The sequence below is a fragment of the Streptomyces sp. CNP082 genome (genome assembly GCF_059570535.1).
On sequence record NZ_JCANSZ010000003.1, the window covers coordinates 88,351 to 105,735 of the forward strand.

The following is a 17,385-nucleotide window of genomic DNA, read 5'->3' on the forward strand; positions in this document are numbered from 1 at the left end:
TTCCGCGGGGCCCGGCCCCGTTCCTGATCCAGCCCTGACCTTGCGTCCCCGCGCCCAGCGTGCCGCCGGCCGGCAACTCGGCGCCATCCCGCCCAACTTAGCGCGTGCCGCCCACCGACCCGGTGCCCTTCCGGGGCACGCGTCAACCGCTCCCGTACGCACACGTGTGCCCGCTGAAGTCACATATCCGCGCCCCGCCACGTCCTCAAGACATGAGACCCCCCACCTCAAGGGCACACCCGCCCGCCAACCGCCCAGGCCACCCCACGAAGGAGGCGGTGCGCGTGCCACAGGACGACGACCTCGTCCAGGCCTTCGAGAACGAGCGTCCCCGCCTGCTGCGGGTCGCCTACTCCACCACCGGCTCCCTCGCCGAGGCCGAGGACTGCGTGCAGGAATCCTTCCTGCGGCTGCGGCGCGTGCCCGACCCCACCGCGATACGCGACCTGCGCGGCTGGCTCACCACCGCCGTCGGCCGGCTCGCGGTCGACGCGCTCGGCAGCGTCCGGCCCCGGCGCAAGCGGCACATGGGCACCTGGCTGCCCGCGCCGCCGCCGGACCCGGCCCGGGGCGGCGCGTCCGACCCGGGTGAGCAGGTGACGCTCGATCAGTCGGTGAGCATGGCCCTGCTCGTCGCGCTGGACGAGCTGTCCCCCGCGCAGCGCACCGCCTTCCTCCTCCGCGACGGCTTCGGGCTGACCGCCGGTCAGGCCGCCGAGGCCGTCGGCCGCACCCCGGCCGCCGTGCGCCAACTGGCCGCCCGCGCACGGCGGCACGTCGAGCAGAGCCGCCCGCACACGCCCGCGCCGTGCGCGGAGCAGTGGCGGCTGGTGCACGCGTTCGCCGCCGCCTGCCGGGACGGCGATCGGGACGGTCTTGTGCGGCTGCTCGATCCGGAGGTGGCGTGGCGCGGTGACGGCGGGGGGCCGGTCTCGTCGCTGCCGGGGGTGGTGCAGGGCGCGGAGCGGGTGGCGCGCCGGCTGCTCGCGTTCGGCCGCGGGCCGCTGCCGCCCGGCACGCTGCGCGTGAGCAGCGTCAACGGGTCCGCCGGGCTCGTGTGGTACGGGCCGGAGGGGGAGGTGGCGGTGGCGGCGTTCACCGTCAGCGGGGGGCGGATCACGGCGATCGACGTGCGGCGCAACCCGGGGAAGCTGACCTCGGCCCGCTGACAGGCAGCGCGGACCGCGCGCCGCCGCACCCGCCCCCGCTCCGCCGTACGCCCGTACCCTCCCCGCCGTGCGCCCCCGCGTTTCCCCAGCTCAACCGCCCCCTGTCCACCGTGGACAAAGCGACACGGCACACCGCTCCCCCGCGTAGCATGCCCCCGCCCGGCGCCCGGCCCTAGCCTGCGGGAAAGAACATCGTCGTCCGGACCCGGAGGAGATCCCCCATGACCAGCGCTTCCGCCACCACAGGCGCCGCGCTCCCCCAGGAGCGGCGGCTTGTCACCCCGATCCCGGGGCCGAAGTCCCAGGAGCTGATGGCGCGCAAGAACGGCGCCGTCGCGCAGGGCGTGGGCACGGTGATGCCCGTCTTCGCCGCCCGCGCCGCCGGCGGCGTCGTCGAGGACGTCGACGGCAACCGGCTCATCGACTTCGGCGCCGGCATCGCCGTCACGTCCGTCGGCAACAGCGCCGAGGCCGTCGTCCGCCGCGCGTCGGCGCAGTTGGCCGACTTCACGCACACCTGCATGATGGTCACGCCGTACGAGGGCTACGTGGAGGTCTGCGAGCAGCTCGCCGAGCTGACCCCCGGTGACCACGCCAAGAAGTCGGCGCTGTTCAACTCCGGCGCCGAGGCCGTCGAGAACGCCGTCAAGATCGCCCGTTCGTACACGGGCCGCCAGGCCGTCGTCGTCTTCGACCACGGCTACCACGGGCGCACGAACCTCACCATGGCGCTCACCGCCAAGGACATGCCGTACAAGCACGGCTTCGGGCCCTTCGCGCCGGAGATCTACCGCGTGCCCGTCGCCTACCCCTACCGCTGGCTGACCGGCCCCGAGAACTGCGCCGAGGAGGCCGCGGCACAGGCCATCGACCTGATCAGCAAGCAGGTCGGGGCCGCCAACGTGGCGGCGATCGTCATCGAGCCGATCCTCGGCGAGGGAGGTTTCATCGAGCCGGCACCGGGCTTCCTGCCGCGGATCGCGCAGTTCGCGAAGGACAACGGCATCGTCTTCGTCGCGGACGAGATCCAGTCCGGCTTCTGCCGTACGGGCCGCTGGTTCGCCTGCGAGGAGGAAGGCGTCGTGCCCGACCTCATCACCACCGCGAAGGGCATCGCCGGCGGGCTGCCGCTGGCGGCGGTGACCGGCCGCGCGGAGATCATGGACGCCCCGCACGTCGGCGGCCTCGGCGGCACGTACGGTGGCAACCCGGTGGCGTGCGCCGCCGCGCTCGGCGCCATCGAAACGATGCGCGAGCTGGACCTGAACGCGAAGGCCAAGCGCATCGAGGAGATCATGAAGGGCCGGCTGGCAGCGCTCAAGGAGAAGCACGACGCCGTCGGCGACGTGCGCGGGCGCGGTGCGATGCTGGCCATCGAGCTGGTCAAGCCGGGCACGAAGGACCCGGACGCGCAGCTCACGGCGGCGGTGGCCAAGGCGTGCCACGCGGAGGGGCTGCTGGTGCTGACCTGCGGGACGTACGGGAACGTGCTGCGCTTCCTGCCGCCGCTGGTGATCGGCGAGGATCTGCTGGCCGAGGGGCTGGACATTCTGGAAGGGGCGCTCTCGCGGAACGTGTGAGGCAGGCGGTACGGGCACGGCGCACCCCGCGCCGGCCCGCGGCACGGGATACGGAACGGGCGCACCACCCGGCGCCCGCGCCGCGGCGGCGGGCCGCCGCGGCGTGGACCGTCTTCGGCTGCGCCGTGCTGTACGGGCTGCTCGCCTGGCAGGTCGCCGTGGACGGGCCGGTGCGCGAACTGGACGAGCGCACCGGCCCCGCGCTGGCCCGGCACGACCCGCCGGGCGCGGAGCTGCTGGCCGACCTGGGCGGGGTGTGGGTGGCGCTGCCGGTGCTGGCGGCGGCGATGCTGTTCGCGGTGTGGCGCCGGCCGCTGCGCACAGGGGCGGCACGGATCCCGCTGTTCGCCAGTGCCGCCGCCTTCGCGGTGCTGCCCGCCGTCGTCCTGCCGCTGAAGTCCGTGCAGGCCCGGCCGGGGCCCAAGGGCCCGCTCGCCGACGACTACGCCGGCTTCTTCCCCTCCGGCCACTCCACCACCGCCGCCGTCGCCTACGGGGCCGTCGTGCTGCTCCTGCTGCCGCTGCTGCGCTCCCGCGCCGCCCGGCGGCTGCTGGTCGCCGCGGCGGGGGCGGTGGTGCCGGGAGCGGGGGCGGGGCTGGTGTGGCGGGAGTACCACTGGCCGCTGGACGTGCTGGCGGGGTGGTGCGTGGCGGGGGTGCTGCTCGCCGGCTGCTGGTACGCAGCCGGCCGGCTCACCGCGCAGCGTCAGGCGGGCTGCCCGTCGTCGGGGCCGTCGAGGTCCGTCCACCAGTACCCGTACTCGTACGGCCCGCCCGGCGACACCTCGAACTCGAGCTCTCCCGCCCCCTCCGGCAGCTCGAAGCGGTAGCGGGCCAGCGCGACGCGGTCCTCGCCGAGGGTCAGCGGCAGTACGTCGCCGCTCTCCAGCGTCAGGTTCTCGCCGTCGGAGCCGATGGGGTACACGCTGACCTCGCTGTTCGCGAGAGTCACCAGCTCACCGGTGCCGTTCTCGACCTGGAGCCGTACCTCCAGGAAGCCGCCCGGGGAGGGCGCCGTGTCGAGGGTCACTTCGAGGCCGTCTTCGTACGAGAGGGTCTCGCCGGCCTGGATCGCGCTGTCCGTCTCGGGTGAGACGGGGGCGAAGAAGTCGAGCGCCAGGACGATGAGCAGGATGCTCATGCCGATACCGACGACGGTCGCGACGCCGCCGAGCCAGATCCCCGTCAGCCCCGAGCCCCTGTTGCTCGCCTCGCCGCGCCGCACGCGGCGCAGGGTGACGACGCCGAAGCCGACGGCGAGGCCGCCGAGGATGACGGCGAGCGGGCTGAGGAGGAGCGTGAACGCGAACACGGCGCCGATGACGCCGAGGATCACCGCCGCGATCCCGGAGCCGTTGCGCGGCCCGGCGGGAGGCACCCAGGCGTAGGGACCGGGGAGGTAGGGCTTCGGGCCGTACGGACCGGGGTCGGGCCCCGGCTGCGGACGCTGCCAGCCGGGCGCGAGGGGCACGGGCGGAACGCCGCCGGGCTGGGAGGGACCGCCGTCGGGCACGGGCGCACTGCCGTCGGGCAGGGGCGGAACGGCGGCGCCGGGGGACGCCGCGAGGTCCGGCTGCCCGCCCGCCGCGGGGTCCGCGGGGCCGGAAGCGTCCGCGCTCTCGTCCGCGCCGTCCCCGCCGGCCCCCGCGGGGCCCTGCGCCCCGCCGGAGACCCCCGCGGGAACCCCGGCGGGATGCTCCCGGCCCGCCTCCAGGCGGAGCGCACCCCGCCCCGCCGCGTCGTCCCGCCGGTCCGTTTCCATGGGCTCAACTGTACGAGCCGCCCGTATCCCGTCGGACCGGCTCACCCCGGGCCGCCGGCCGCCAGGGGCAGCGTCTCCGGCCGGTCCGCCATGACCTGCACGCTCGGTCCCTCCCGGCGGTCCGCGGGCTTCTCCTCCTCCTCGTCCGCGGAGAAGATCACGCCCGTCAGCGTCAGCACGATGACGACCGCCGCGACGGTGAACGCCACCGCGCCCGTCGCGATGCCGATGACCGCGTTGCGCCCGGCGCCCACCCCCTCGCGGCGCGCGCGCCTGCGCGCGGCGACGCCGAGCGCCAGCGCCGCCGGGCCGAGCAGCACCGAGAGGACCACGCCGTAGACCGTGGCCAGGAGCGTGACGCCGACGATGCCGCACACCATCGCCTTCGTGCCCAGACCGGCCGGTCCCCACCGCGCTCCGGCGGCGGCCGGCGCCGGTGGACTGCTCGCCGCCATGTCCGCTCCTTCCGCTCCCCTGTGACGCGCCGCATGCCGCGCGTTCGCACATGCTACGGAGCCGGGGCGGCGCCGTCATTCGGTTGGCCTACGATGAGGCGATGGCCGATCTTGACTCCTTCATCGCCGGTCTGCCGAAGGCCGAGCTCCACGTCCACCACGTCGGCTCCGCGTCGCCCCGCATCGTCGCCGAGCTCGCCGCGCGGCACCCGGACTCCGCGGTGCCCGCCGACCCCGCCGCGCTCGCCGACTTCTTCACCTTCCGCGACTTCGCCCACTTCATCGAGATCTACCTCGCCGTCGTGGACCTCGTCCGCGACCCCGAGGACGTGCGCCTGCTGACGTACGAGATCGCCCGCGACATGGCCCGCCAGCAGATCCGCTACGCGGAGCTGACCGTCACGCCGTACGGCTCCACGAGCCGCGGCATCCCCGACCGCGCCTTCCTCGACGCGCTGGAGGACGCCCGGCGCAGCGCCGAGTCCGAGCTCGGCGTCGTGCTGCGCTGGTGCTTCGACATCCCCGGCGAGGCGGGGCTCGAGGCGGCCGAGGAGACCGCGCGAATAGCGCTGGACATCGGCTGCGAGGGGCTCGTGGCCTTCGGCCTCGGGGGCCCCGAGATCGGCGTGCCGCGCGGACAGTTCAAGCCGTACTTCGACCGGGCCGTGGCCGCCGGGCTGCGCAGCGTCCCGCACGCCGGCGAGACGACCGGCCCGCAGACGGTCTGGGACGCGGTCACCGAGCTGCGCGCCGAGCGCATCGGGCACGGCACGAGCGCGGCGCAGGACCCGGAGCTGCTGGCTCACCTCGCGGACGCGGGGATCGCGCTGGAGGTCTGCCCGACCTCCAACGTCGCGACGAAGGCGGTCCCGTCGCTGGACGAGCACCCGCTGCGGCAGATCGTGGACGCGGGCGTGCTGGTGGCGCTGGGCAGCGACGACCCGCCGATGTTCGGCACGGACCTCAACACGGAGTACGCGGTGGCCGCCCGCCTCCTCGGCCTCGACGAGGCGGGGACAGCGGCGCTGGCGAAGAACTCGGTCACGGCGTCGTTCATGGAGCCGGCCGCGAAGGCGGCGCTGGCGGCGGAGATCGACGCGTACGCCGCCGCCTGGCCCGCGACCTCGCCCGCCCGGTGACGGGCACCGCGCCCGCCGTGCTGGCCGTCGCCCACCGCGGCGACCCGTACGTCGTCCGCGAGAACACCCTCGACTCGCTGCGCTCGGCAGTGGCGGCGGGCGCGGACGCGGTGGAGTTCGACGTCCGGCTGACGGCGGACGGCGTGCCGGTGCTGCTGCACGACCGTACGCTGCAGCGGCTGTGGGGACAGGAAGCGGCCCTGGCGGCGCTGACGTACGCCGAGGTCGAGGAGCGCTCCGCCGGGGGCATCCCGACGCTGCGCGAGGCGCTGAAGGTCATGGCGGACAGCCCGGGCGTCCGCTCGTTCATCGACCTTCCAGAACCGGCGGCGGCCGGACACGCCGTCGCCGAGGTGCTGCAGAGCGACGCGGCGGCGCGTACGTACTACTGCGGCGGCACGGCGGCCCTGCTCACCATCCGCGACGCGGATCCCACCGCGGAGATAGCGCTGACCTGTTCCTCCCCCGTCCCGTACCGGGCGGGCCTGCTGCGGCGGCTGCGTCCGCAGTGGCTCAACTACCGCTTCGGCCTCCTCGACGAGGCCACGGTCCGCGAGGACCACGAGGCGGGCTACCGGGTGTCGTGCTGGACGGTCGACTGGCCCCGCAACTGGCGCCGGCTGACGGCCATGGGCGTGGACGCCATCACCAGCAACCGCATCACGGGCCTCCGCCGCCACCTGGGCTCCTGAGCGGGCACCCGCCGCGGACGGCGGGTGCCCGGCTCCCCCGCCACACGGCTCCGCCGAAGTGCCTCCTGCTCGACGGGGCGTGACAGACCCCACTACCGTGTCGACATATCGGTTCCGGAACCGCGGTCACGAGTCGAGGCGTCGATAGCGAGGGGTGTGGCGATGAACAATCGTCCGACCGACTGGCACGTACTCGACCTCGACGACGACCCGGTGCCCGGCGACCCGGAGCGGGTGAAGCAACTCGCCCGTGAGCCGCACGTCTTCGCGGACGACGTCGCCGACGCGTTACGCCAGATCAAGGGTCGTCCTGGCCGCCGCCCTCGTCGTTCTCGCCGACACGCTCTACAAGTACATGAAGGGCGAAGCCTCCCTGTGGGACGTGGCGTTCGCCGCGCTCGACTGCATCCCGGGCATGAAGGGCCTGACCACCCTCGGCGGCCTCGCCAAGGGCCTCAAAGGCGGCCTCGCCGCCGTCAAGGGCGGCATGAAGGGCATGAAGGCCGCGGTGACCGGCCTGGCCAAGGGCCTGCGCTCCATGAGCCGGAACATGAAGTCGCTGTTCACCTGCGGCGACCCGATCGACGTCGCGACCGGGCAGATGGTCATGTCCGAGACCGACGCCGAACTGCCGGGCATCCTGCCGCTGCTCTTCGAACGCCACCACAGGTCCGGCCTGCGCACCGGCCGCTGGTTCGGCCCCAGTCGGGCGTCCACCCTCGACCAGCGCCTGCTTCTCGACGCGGACGGCATCCGCTACGCCGCCGAGGACGGCATGGTGCTCTTCTACCCCGTGCCGGACCCCGGCGCCCCCGCCCAGCCGGTCACCGGGCCGCAGTGGCCGCTGACCTGGAGCGGCGAGCCGGGCGGCGCGATATCCGTGCACCGGCCCGAGGACGGCCGGACCTTCCGCTTCGAGCCGCACGGCGACGCGGGATCCGGTCTCGACCTGGCCCGGATCGAGGACCGCAACGGGAACACGGTCTGCCTCGACTACGACGAGGCCGGCCGCCCCGTCGAACTCCGGCACAGCGGCGGCTACCGGCTGGGGCGGACCACCGAGGCCGGCCGCGTCACCGCCCTGACCCTGCGCAGCGCCCCCGGCGAGCCCGTACTCCGGCGCTACGGGTACGACCGCCGTTGCAACCTCGCCGCGGTCTTCGACAGCGACGGCCAACCGTTCCGGCTCTCCTACGACGACGAGCACCGCATCACCGGCTGGGAGGACCGCAACGGCACCCGCTACCGCTACGAGTACGACGCCGCGGGCCGCTGCAACCTCTTGCTGATACCGGTGAGCGTGACGCCCGCCCGCTGCCGCGCCTGCTGCCCCGCCTGCTGCTCCGTCACCGCGCTCACGCCCCGATCACCTTGGACCACTTGTCCTCGTAGGCGGTCTCCTTGTCGTCGTCCATGGACATGAAGACCCGGCCCTTCTCGATCATCTGCGCGTCCGGGAAGATCAGGGGGTAGTCGGCGAGCGACTTGTCGATCTTCTTCATCTCCTGCCGGGCGCCGACGACCGGGCAGATGTAGTTGACCCAGGCGGCCAGCTCGGCGGCGACGTCGGGCCGGTAGTAGTAGTCGATCAGCTTCTCGGCGTTGGTCTTGTGCCGGGCCCTGGCGGGGACGAGCAGGTCGTCGGTGGCGTAGAGGCAGCCCTTGGCGGGGATCACGAACTCGATGTCGTCGGTGTCGAACTGGAGCTGGACGATGTCCCCGGCCCACGCCAGGCACGCGGCGATGTCGCCCTTGACGAGTTCCTCGGTGTAGTCGTTGCCGGTGAAGCGGCGGAGCTGGTCGTCGTCCACGGCCTGCTGGACCCGGGCGAGGGCGGCGTCGAAGTCGTCGTCGGTGAACTTCGTCGGCGACTTGCCCATGTCGGTGAGCGTCATGCCGATGGTGTCCTGCATCTCGGTGAGCAGCGACACCTTGCCCTTGAGCGAGTCGTCCTCCAGCAGTTGGGCGACGGAGGAGACCTCGCGGCCCCCGGTGGCCTTCTTGTTGTACGCCACGACCGTCGCCAGCCCCGCCCACGGCATCGTGAACTGCCGCCCCGGGTCGTGCGCGGCGTTGCGGAAGCGCGGTTCGAGGTTGACGTTGGCGTGCGGCAGGTTGCGCGGGTCCAGGCGCTGCGCCCAGCCGTGCCGGATGAGCCGGCCGGCCATGAAGTCCGACAGGCACACGAGGTCGCGGCCGGTGTCCTGGCCGGCGGCGAGCTGCGGTTTGATGCGGCCGAAGAACTCGACGTTGTCGTTGACGTCCTCGGTGTACGTGACGCGTATGCCGCTGCGCTCCTGGAAGCGCTCCAGGGTGGGGCGGACGTTCTCGTTCTCGTCGTCCACGTCGATGTACAGCGGCCAGTTGGAGAAGGCGAGTTCCCTCTCCTTCTTCGAGTAGTCCTTCGCGGCGTCGGCTTCGCCATCCCGGCCGCCGGTGTCGGCGGCCGGGATGGCGCACCCGCCGAGCGCGGGCAGCGCCGCGGCGCCGGCCAGCGCGGCGACGCGGCGGCCGACGGCGGTGGAACCGGTGAACGGGGTCATCGCCACGTCGGGGTGTGCGGCGAGGTGTTCGCCGGCGTCGGGCCCGGTGCCGCAGACGACGTTGACGACGCCCGCGGGATGCCGGCGTCGGCGGCGGCTTCGGCGAACATCAGCGAGGTCAGCGGCGTCAGCTCGCTGGGCTTGAGCACGATGGCGTTCCCGGCGGCGACGGCCGGCAGCACCTTCCACGCGGCCATCTGCAGTGGGTAGTTCCAGGGGGCGAGCGAGCCGACGACGCCGACGGGCTCGCGGCGGACCGCCGAGGTGCGGCCGGCGCTGTACTCCGCGGCGGCCGTGCCCTGCAGCAGCCGGGCGGCGCCGGCGAAGAACGCGGCGTTGTCGACGGTGCCCGGCACGTCGGACTCCGTGCTGAGCCGGATCGGTTTGCCGCACTGCAGCGACTCGGCGTACGCGAACTCCTCCGCCCGCTCCGCCAGCAGCCCCGCCAGCCGGTGCAGCGCCTCGGCGCGCTCGCCGGGGGTCGCGGCGCCCCAGCCGGGCTGCGCCGCCGCGGCGACGGCAGCGTCGACGTCGGCGGGGCCGGCCGCCTCGTACTGCAGGACCTCCTCGCCGGTGGCCGGGTCGGTGACGGTCTGCGTGCGTCCGGACGTGCCGGGGACGAGGCGGCCGGCGACGAACTGCGCGCCGGGTGCGAAGCGTGCCGCCGCATCGGGGCGAGAGGCCATCGAACCACTCCGGATGTCGATTCGGCAGGATGCAGTTTCGGCAGGAGGTGATGGCCGATCATGACAGGAGCTTCCCCATCCGACAAGGGATTCCGTCGTTTTCATTTGAAGAGGCGACGGAATCAGTCATCGGTGAGGTCTTCGGTGACCATCGTCCAGTCCAGGCAGCGGCGTTGGAACGCCGCCTCCTCCCCGAGCCGGACCAACTGCTCCATTCCGTACGCGCGCACCGCCCGCGCCATCCGCACCGGCCGGTCCGCGGCGCCCACCGCGGCGGGGTCGCCGCAGCCCCGCTCCCGTACGGCGAGGACGCCCTGGTGCACGAGCACGCGGAAGACGGCGGGCAGCACGCCTGCCGGCAGCCGCTCGTCGGCGCAGACCTCGGTCGCGTCCGAGAGCCGAAACGTTCCTGGAAAGACGCTGCTGCGGGCCCACAGCAACTGCTCCGGCGGCGTGAGCAGACGGTGTGTCCAGCGCAGCGAGGCCCGCAGCGAGCGCTGCCGGGCCGGCCAGCGGGGCTCCTCGACGGCCAGGTCGAGGCAGCCGGCGGGCCGGGAGATGCACTCCAGCAGCCGGTCGGGGCAGTGCCGGGCGAGCTGGGAGGCGGCGATCCTGGCCGCCAGCGGCAGGCCCTCCAGCAGGTCGCAGGTGGCGCGCAGGGCCTCGCGGTGGGCGTCGTCGGCGAGCACGGCGCGCGGCGCCAGGCTCTCCAGCAGCGCCACACAGTCCGCGGGCGCCAGCGGCGCCAGCCGCAGGGTCGCCCCGCGCGGCCCCGGCCGCCGCCGCGCCCCGCCGCCGGCTCCCGACGGGGCGGGCACACCCTCGCCACCGGCCGCACCGCGGCCCAGCGGCACCCGGGTCGTGGCCACCACCCGCAGCCCCGGCCGCTGCCGCAGCAGCGCCTCGAGACCCTCGACCACCGCCCCGGCGACGTGCTCGCAGGTGTCCACGAGCAGCACCGCCGCCCGCCGCCCGCTGTCCGGCAGCCGGCGCGCGGCCTCCGCCAGCCGCCGGTGCACCGCCGCCGCCTCGCGCACCTGCGCCATGTCGACGCGCAGCACCTCGGGCGTGGAACGCCCGCGGCCGAGGCGGCCGATCGCCTCGGCCGCGAGCGCGCTCTTGCCGACCCCGCCGGGGCCGGTCACCGTCACCAGCCGCGTATCACGTAAGAGTTCCCCGAGGCGTGCGGTGTCCGCCCGGCGCCCGATCAGCGTCATCTACCCGTGCCCATCGTCCAGGCCGTGTCTCTGCGACTCCGTGTCATTGCGGAGATCAGCCTGCCCCGCCGGACGGCCGCGGGCATCGGTAGCCGGCGCGGATCGGTATACGTATCCGCGCGGGCCGGCCCCGCGGCGTACCTACGTACGTCCGCGGGGCCGGCGGTGAAGCGGTGCTCAGAGAGCGGTCATCACGTGCTTGACGCGGGTGTAGTCGTCGAACCCGTACGACGAGAGGTCCTTGCCGTAGCCGGACTGCTTGAAGCCGCCGTGCGGCATCTCGGCGACCAGCGGGATGTGGGTGTTGATCCACACGCAGCCGAAGTCCAGCGCCTTCGACAGCCGCATCGCGCGGCCGTGGTCCTTGGTCCACACCGAGGAGGCCAGCGCGTACTGCACGCCGTTGGCGTACGCGAGGGCCTGCTCCTCGTCGGTGAAGGACTGCACGGTGATGACGGGGCCGAAGACCTCGTTCTGGATGATCTCGTCGTCCTGGTTGAGCCCGGAGACGACGGTCGCGGCGTAGTAGTAGCCCTTGTCGCCGACACGCTGGCCGCCGGCCTCGACGCGCGCGTGCGCCGGGAGCCGGTCGACGAAGCCGGCGACGCGCTCCAGTTGCGCGGCGTTGTTCAGCGGGCCGTAGAGCGCGTCCGCCTCGCCCGGGCCGGTCTTCGTGTCGGCGGCGGCCTTGGCCAGGGCGGAGACGAACTCGTCGTGGACGGTCTCGTGGACGAGCACGCGGGTGGCGGCGGTGCAGTCCTGGCCGGCGTTGAAGTAGCCCGCCACGGCGATGTCCTCGACGGCCTTGGGGATGTCGGCGTCGTCGAAGACGATGACCGGCGCCTTGCCGCCCAGCTCCAGGTGCACCCGCTTGAGGTCCTTCGCCGCGCTGCCCGCGACCTCCCGGCCGGCCCTGATCGAGCCGGTGATGGAGGCCATCGCGGGGGTCGGGTGCTCGACCATCAGGCGGCCGGTGTCGCGGTCGCCGCAGACGACGTTGAAGACGCCCTTGGGGAGGATGCCGCCCATGACCTCGGCGAGCAGCACGGTGGCGGCCGGGGTGGTGTCGGAGGGCTTGAGCACCACCGTGTTGCCCGCGGCCAGCGCGGGGGCGAACTTCCAGATCGCCATCATCACGGGGTAGTTCCACGGCGTGACCTGGGCGCAGACGCCGATCGGCTCACGCCGCACGTACGAGGTGAGGCCGTCCATGTACTCGCCGGCGGACTTGCCCTCCAGCATGCGGGCCGCGCCGGCGAAGAACCGGATCTGGTCCAGCATCATCGGCAGCTCTTCCTCGCGGGTGAGCTCCAGCGGCTTGCCGGTGTCCTTGCACTCGGTCTCCAGCAGCTCGTCCGCCCGCGCCTCCAGGGCGTCGGCGATCTTCAGCAGCGCGAGCTGCCTGGCCCCGGGGGTGGCGTCCCGCCAGATGGGGAACGCCGCCGCCGCGGCCTGCATGGCGGCGTCGACGTCGGCTGCGCCGGAGCGGGGCGCGGTCGCGTAGACCTCCTCGGTGGCCGGGTCGACGACGTCCATGGTCCGGCCGTCGGCGGCGTCCCGGAACTCCCCGTTGATGTAGTTGCGCAGACGGCGCGGTTCGCTGGTCACTGCGACCCTCCAGTGGTCGGTCCGCTGATGCGCCCCACCCTAGCTGCGGGAGATTTGCCCGTCACGGGGCGCCTGGACAGGAAGACTTCCGTTGCCGCCCGCGGCCTCGCCGACGCGGCCCGTTCGCCGTCCTCGTACGAGATTGACAGCTCAGACACGCTGGAACAAGCGAATCCCTCGCATGTACGCGCCTGAGCCACGGATTCAGTGTCCAAACCCCTTGCGGCGGGCTCCGGCGCTCGGGCAGAGTGACGGCGTGGCCACACATGACAAGAAGCAGACGGGCCAGGCGCTGGACGAGGTCTCGCTGAAGATCATCGAGCAGTTGCAGCAGGACGGCCGCCGCTCGTACGCCGCGATAGGCAAGGCCGTCGGCCTGTCCGAGGCGGCCGTGCGCCAGCGGGTGCAGAAGCTGCTGGAGCAGGGTGTGATGCAGATCGTCGCCGTCACCGACCCGCTGACGGTCGGTTTCATGAGACAGGCGATGGTCGGCGTCACGGTCGACGGCGCCGTCGAGCCGGTCGCGGACGCGCTGGCCGGCCTCGACGAGGTCGACTACGTGGTGGTGACCGCCGGCTCCTTCGACCTGCTCGCCGAGGTCGTCTGCCACGACGACGCCCACCTGCTGGAGCTGATCAGCAAGCGGATCCGCGCCCTGCCCGGCGTCCGCGCCACCGAGAGCTTCGTGTACCTGAAGCTGCGCAAGCAGACCTACTCGTGGGGGACCTGATAACCGTGGGCAAGGACAGCACCGCCGCAACCGGCGCCGCCCCCTCGGCCGCCTCGAAGGCCGCGTACGACCACCTGTGGATGCACTTCACCCGCATGTCGTCGTACGAGAACGCCCCCGTGCCCACCATCGTCCGCGGCGAGGGCGCCTACGTCTACGACGAGACCGGCAAGCGCTACCTCGACGGCCTCGCCGGCCTGTTCGTGGTGCAGGCCGGCCACGGCCGCACCGAGCTGGCCGAGGCCGCCGCCAAGCAGGCGGCGGAGCTGGCGTACTTCCCGATCTGGTCCTACGCCCACCCCAAGGCCGTCGAACTCGCCGAGCGGCTCGCGGCCGGCGCCCCCGGCGACCTGAACAAGGTCTTCTTCTCCACCGGCGGCGGCGAGGCGATCGAGACCGCCTGGAAGCTGGCCAAGCAGTACTTCAAGCTCACCGGCCGGCCCGGCAAGTACAAGGTGATCTCCCGCGCCGTCGCCTACCACGGCACCCCGCAGGGCGCCCTGTCCCTCACCGGCCTGCCGGACATCAAGGCCCCCTTCGAGCCGCTGGTCCCGGGCGCCCACAAGGTCGCCAACACCAACGTCTACCGCGCGCACGAGCAGCCGGGCGCCCCGCAGGACCCGGCGGCCTTCGGCCGCTGGGCCGCCGACCAGATCGAGCAGCAGATCCTCTTCGAGGGCCCGGAGACCGTCGCCGCGGTGTTCCTGGAGCCGGTGCAGAACGCCGGCGGCTGCTTCCCGCCGCCGCCGGGCTACTTCGCGCGGGTGCGGGAGGTCTGCGACACGTACGACGTGCTGCTCGTCTCCGACGAGGTCATCTGCGCCTTCGGCCGGCTGGGCCACATGTTCGGCTCCGAGAAGTTCGGCTACGTACCGGACCTCATCACCTGCGCCAAGGGCCTGACCTCCGGCTACTCCCCGCTCGCCGCCTGCCTGGTCTCCGACCGCGTCGCCGAGCCCTTCTACGCCGGCGGCAGCACCTTCCCCCACGGCTACACCTTCGGCGGCCACCCGGTCTCGTGCGCGGTCGCGCTCGCGAACCTCGACATCCTCGAACGTGAGGACCTCTACGGCCACGTACGCGCGCACGAGGAGGCGTTCCACGCCACCCTGCGCCGGCTGCTCGACCTGCCGATCGTCGGCGACGTGCGCGGCAGCGGCTACTTCTACGGCATCGAGCTGGTGAAGGACAAGGCCACCAAGGAGACCTTCACGGCCGAGGAGACCGAGCGGGTGCTCTACGGGTTCCTGTCGGGGGCGCTCTTCGAGAACGGCCTGTACTGCCGCGCCGACGACCGCGGCGACCCGGTCGTGCAGCTCGCCCCGCCGCTCGTCGCCGGCCAGGCGGTCTTCGACGAGGCGGAGCAGATCCTGCGGGGCGTCCTCACGGACGCCTGGGCGCTGCTCTGACGCGACGCCCGCCGGGTCTGCCTGCGCATACGCGCGGGGCGGTCCGCCCGTACGAGCGGACCGCCCGGCGCGCCGCCCGCCGCCTCGCCTGCCCTCCCGCCGCCCCTTCCTAGGGTGCGAGTGACCGGATCCCCTCCGTCCTCGTTCCCCTCGTGGGGACCCGGGTTCCCAGGGAGAGAGGTGTGCGATGACCGCGACGACGACTCGGAGCGCCCCGCCCGACGACGACGTTCTGTGGGCCCGTTCCCTGCACTACGCCCACGGCGGCACCCCGGCGCTCGCCGGCGTCTCCCTCGGCGTCGCGCAGGGCGAGATCCTCGCCGTCACCGGCCCCCGCGGCAGCGGCAAGACGACGCTGCTGAAGTGCCTGTCCGGGCAACTGCTGCCGCAGCAGGGCGAGGTGTGGTTCAACAGCGGCCCCGTGCACACCCTGTCCGCCGGCGCCCGCGAGCGGCTGCGGCGGGACCGCTTCGGCTGGATCGGCACCCGCCCCGAGCTGGTCCCGGAGCTGAGGGCCTGGGAGAACGCGGCGCTGCCGCTGCTGCTGGCCGGCGAGACGCACCGCGCGGCGCGGCGCGCGGCGGTGGAGTGGCTTGAGCGGCTGGACGCCGGCGACATCGCGCGGTGCCGGCCGGGGATGCTGCCGCAGGAGCAGCGCCAGCGCGTCGCGATCGCCCGGGCGCTGGTCGCCGGGCCCGACGTGGTCTTCGCCGACGAGCCGACCGCGCCGCTGCGGCGGGCGGAGGGGGTGCAGGCGCTGCGTACGCTCGTCGCGGCGGCCCGCTCGCACGGCATCAGCGTCGTGCTGACGGGGCCGGAGGACGACCCGGCCGTCGCCGGGGCGGCGGACCGGACGTTCCCGCTGGTCGACGGGCGCCCGGCGGGCGGCGCGCGGACGGCCGCGGCGGAGATCCAGGGGCCCTGGGACAGGGACAGGGACAGGGACGGGGACGGGGACAGGGGGACGGAAGCGGGCGCCGCACGGCGGGCAGGGGCGGCGGCGGACACGGAGGACTCGTGCTCAGTCTCCGCCTAGCCCGCGGCTCCCACCCGCTGGTCCTGCTGCGCCGGCTGCTCGTCGCATGCGCCTCGGCCGGCGTCGGCTTCCTGCTGCTCACCGCCCTGGGCCACGCCTCGCCCGGGCAACTGCTGTGGTGCGCGGCGCCGCTGGCCGCCACCGTCCACTTCGCGGTGGCCGTGGCCCGTACCGACCCGTACGCCAAGCCGTCGCCGGGGCTGTCCTCCGCGGGCTTCGGACCGGCCGCGGCGCCGGTGGTCGCCGCGGTGACGACGGCGGCGTCCTGCCTGCTGGGCAGCCTGCTGGCGCTGCTGCTCTTCCTGCACCTGCGCGGCGAGCTGTCGGGGCTGCCGTTCGACGGTGCCGCCGCCGGGCCGCTCGGCGCCGGCGGCCCCCTGCCCGTCGTCGGCACACTCACGCTGCTGGCCTTTGTGCCGGCGCTGGCCGCGGCGGCGAGCGCGGCGAGCCTGCGCCCGCGGCGGCACCGCAGGGCCGCGGCCCAGGGCTCCGCCGCGGCGGCGGCCCGGCTGCGGGCCCGGCGCGAGGCGGCCGACGCGTCGGGCGGTCCTGCGGACGGCGCAGTGGACGTCCCGCGGCCGGGCAGCGCCCAGGGGGACGACCCGCTGATCCCCGCCGACCTGCCGTGGGGCACCGCGCTGGCGTCGACGGGCCTGGCCCTCGGCGCGTACGCGGGCGGCTTCGCGGGCGCCGGCGAGGACGCGGCGCTGAAGCTGCCGCTGCCCGGCGGCTCCGGCGACGCGGCGCCCGCGGTCGTCGCGAGCTGGGCGCTGGTCGCCGCCGGGCTGATCCTCGCTGGCCCCGGCATCGTGCACCTGTGCGGCCGGCTGCTGTGCGTGCTGCGCCCGGGTGCGCTGCGGCTGCTCGCCGGACGGGTGCTCCAGCAGGAGGCCCCGCGCGTGGGCCGCCCGGTGGGCGCGCTGTGCGCGGTGGCGACGGGCGGGGTGCTGAGCGTGCTGGTGTGGCCGGACGGCGACGACGCCCGGCCGCTGGGCCCGTTGACGTCGCTGGGCGCAGGGCTGGTGGTGGGCTGCGCGCTGGCGACGGTGTGCATGGCGGCGCTGGAGGCCAAGCGCGCCCGCTCCCACACCACGACGGCCCTCCTCCGCCTCGGTGCCTCCCCCCGTTTCCTGCGCCGCGCGGCCCTGCTGCGCACGGCGGTGCTCCTGGCGGTCTTCGGCCCGCTGGCCGCCGGACTGGGCGAACTGGCGTCGCTGCCGCTGCAATAAGGCGCGTACGCACGGTCCGTACGTGCGTGAGCCGCCCGGCCCCGGCGCGCGCCCCTCCCCCGCACGGGGGACTGCGCCTCCCCCGGCCGAGCGCCCCCGGTTCGCTCGGCCGCGTGACGACCCGGCGGGG

14 protein-coding genes and 1 pseudogene are annotated in these 17,385 nt (G+C 74.2%); 10 read left to right on the forward strand and 5 right to left on the reverse strand.

Translation table 11 applies throughout. The annotated features are described in order from the left end of the window. The first annotated feature begins 284 nt into the window (after positions 1-284). From B124_RS03340 to B124_RS03350, 3 genes are all read left to right on the forward strand, one after another. Positions 285-1,169 (forward strand): sigma-70 family RNA polymerase sigma factor, encoded by an 885-nt coding sequence (locus B124_RS03340; RefSeq protein WP_496501098.1) that lies wholly within the window; start codon positions 285-287, stop codon positions 1,167-1,169. 221 nt (positions 1,170-1,390) lie between these two features. Then, positions 1,391-2,749: a 4-aminobutyrate--2-oxoglutarate transaminase gene (gene gabT, locus B124_RS03345; protein WP_496501099.1), complete on the forward strand. Its 1,359-nt coding sequence runs from the start codon at positions 1,391-1,393 to the stop codon at positions 2,747-2,749. Continuing rightward, on the forward strand, positions 2,746-3,579 hold the full coding sequence (locus B124_RS03350) for a phosphatase PAP2 family protein (protein ID WP_496501100.1): 834 nt from the start codon (positions 2,746-2,748) through the stop codon (positions 3,577-3,579). The genes gabT and B124_RS03350 overlap by 4 nt, the downstream gene beginning before the upstream one ends. Before the next feature lie 973 nt (positions 3,580-4,552). Here B124_RS03350 and B124_RS03355 read toward each other — a convergent pair. Next, the gene (locus tag B124_RS03355) at positions 4,553-4,966 is read right to left on the reverse strand and encodes a DUF4190 domain-containing protein (RefSeq protein WP_496501101.1); all 414 of its coding nucleotides are present in this window, start codon (positions 4,964-4,966) and stop codon (positions 4,553-4,555) included. A gap of 101 nt (positions 4,967-5,067) precedes the next feature. Here B124_RS03355 and B124_RS03360 point away from each other — a divergent pair, with 101 nt between their 5' ends. From B124_RS03360 to B124_RS03370, 3 genes are all read left to right on the forward strand, one after another. Then, positions 5,068-6,105 carry an adenosine deaminase gene (locus B124_RS03360; protein WP_496501102.1) on the forward strand — a complete coding sequence of 346 codons (1,038 nt, stop codon included), beginning with the start codon at positions 5,068-5,070 and terminating at the stop codon, positions 6,103-6,105. Next, entirely contained in the window at positions 6,102-6,797 is a 696-nt protein-coding gene (locus B124_RS03365) for a glycerophosphodiester phosphodiesterase (protein WP_496501103.1), read from the forward strand. Before B124_RS03360 ends, B124_RS03365 begins: the two co-directional genes overlap by 4 nt. A gap of 250 nt (positions 6,798-7,047) precedes the next feature. Continuing rightward, the gene (locus B124_RS03370; RefSeq protein WP_496501104.1) at positions 7,048-8,220 is read left to right on the forward strand and encodes a DUF6531 domain-containing protein; all 1,173 of its coding nucleotides are present in this window, start codon (positions 7,048-7,050) and stop codon (positions 8,218-8,220) included. Here B124_RS03370 and B124_RS03375 read toward each other — a convergent pair. From B124_RS03375 to B124_RS03390, 4 genes and pseudogenes are all read right to left on the reverse strand, one after another. Next, a complete protein-coding gene (locus B124_RS03375; RefSeq protein WP_496501277.1) occupies positions 8,153-9,340 on the reverse strand; it encodes a polyamine ABC transporter substrate-binding protein in 1,188 nt (395 codons plus the stop codon). The two genes, B124_RS03370 and B124_RS03375, sit on opposite strands and share 68 nt — an antisense overlap. After that, positions 9,341-10,131, reverse strand: a pseudogene (locus B124_RS03380) (aldehyde dehydrogenase family protein); the annotation flags it as partial. It lies immediately after the preceding gene. Between the two features lie 17 nt (positions 10,132-10,148). Continuing rightward, positions 10,149-11,243, reverse strand: coding sequence for a hypothetical protein (locus B124_RS03385; RefSeq protein WP_496501105.1), 1,095 nt, complete (start codon positions 11,241-11,243; stop codon positions 10,149-10,151). Positions 11,244-11,420: 177 nt separating this feature from the next. Next, the gene (locus B124_RS03390) at positions 11,421-12,851 is read right to left on the reverse strand and encodes a gamma-aminobutyraldehyde dehydrogenase (RefSeq protein WP_496501106.1); all 1,431 of its coding nucleotides are present in this window, start codon (positions 12,849-12,851) and stop codon (positions 11,421-11,423) included. 256 nt (positions 12,852-13,107) lie between these two features. On the opposite strand from B124_RS03390, the gene B124_RS03395 reads away from it, so the two are divergent. From B124_RS03395 to B124_RS03410, 4 genes are all read left to right on the forward strand, one after another. Then, positions 13,108-13,581, forward strand: coding sequence for an Lrp/AsnC family transcriptional regulator (locus B124_RS03395; RefSeq protein WP_496501107.1), 474 nt, complete (start codon positions 13,108-13,110; stop codon positions 13,579-13,581). A gap of 5 nt (positions 13,582-13,586) precedes the next feature. Next, the gene (locus B124_RS03400; RefSeq protein WP_496501278.1) at positions 13,587-14,990 is read left to right on the forward strand and encodes an aspartate aminotransferase family protein; all 1,404 of its coding nucleotides are present in this window, start codon (positions 13,587-13,589) and stop codon (positions 14,988-14,990) included. Between the two features lie 187 nt (positions 14,991-15,177). After that, the gene (locus B124_RS03405; RefSeq protein ID WP_496501108.1) at positions 15,178-16,026 is read left to right on the forward strand and encodes an ABC transporter ATP-binding protein; all 849 of its coding nucleotides are present in this window, start codon (positions 15,178-15,180) and stop codon (positions 16,024-16,026) included. Beyond that, positions 16,008-17,255, forward strand: a complete 1,248-nt coding sequence (locus B124_RS03410) for a hypothetical protein (RefSeq protein ID WP_496501109.1) — start codon at positions 16,008-16,010, stop codon at positions 17,253-17,255. The genes B124_RS03405 and B124_RS03410 overlap by 19 nt, the downstream gene beginning before the upstream one ends. Positions 17,256-17,385 lie beyond the last annotated feature (130 nt).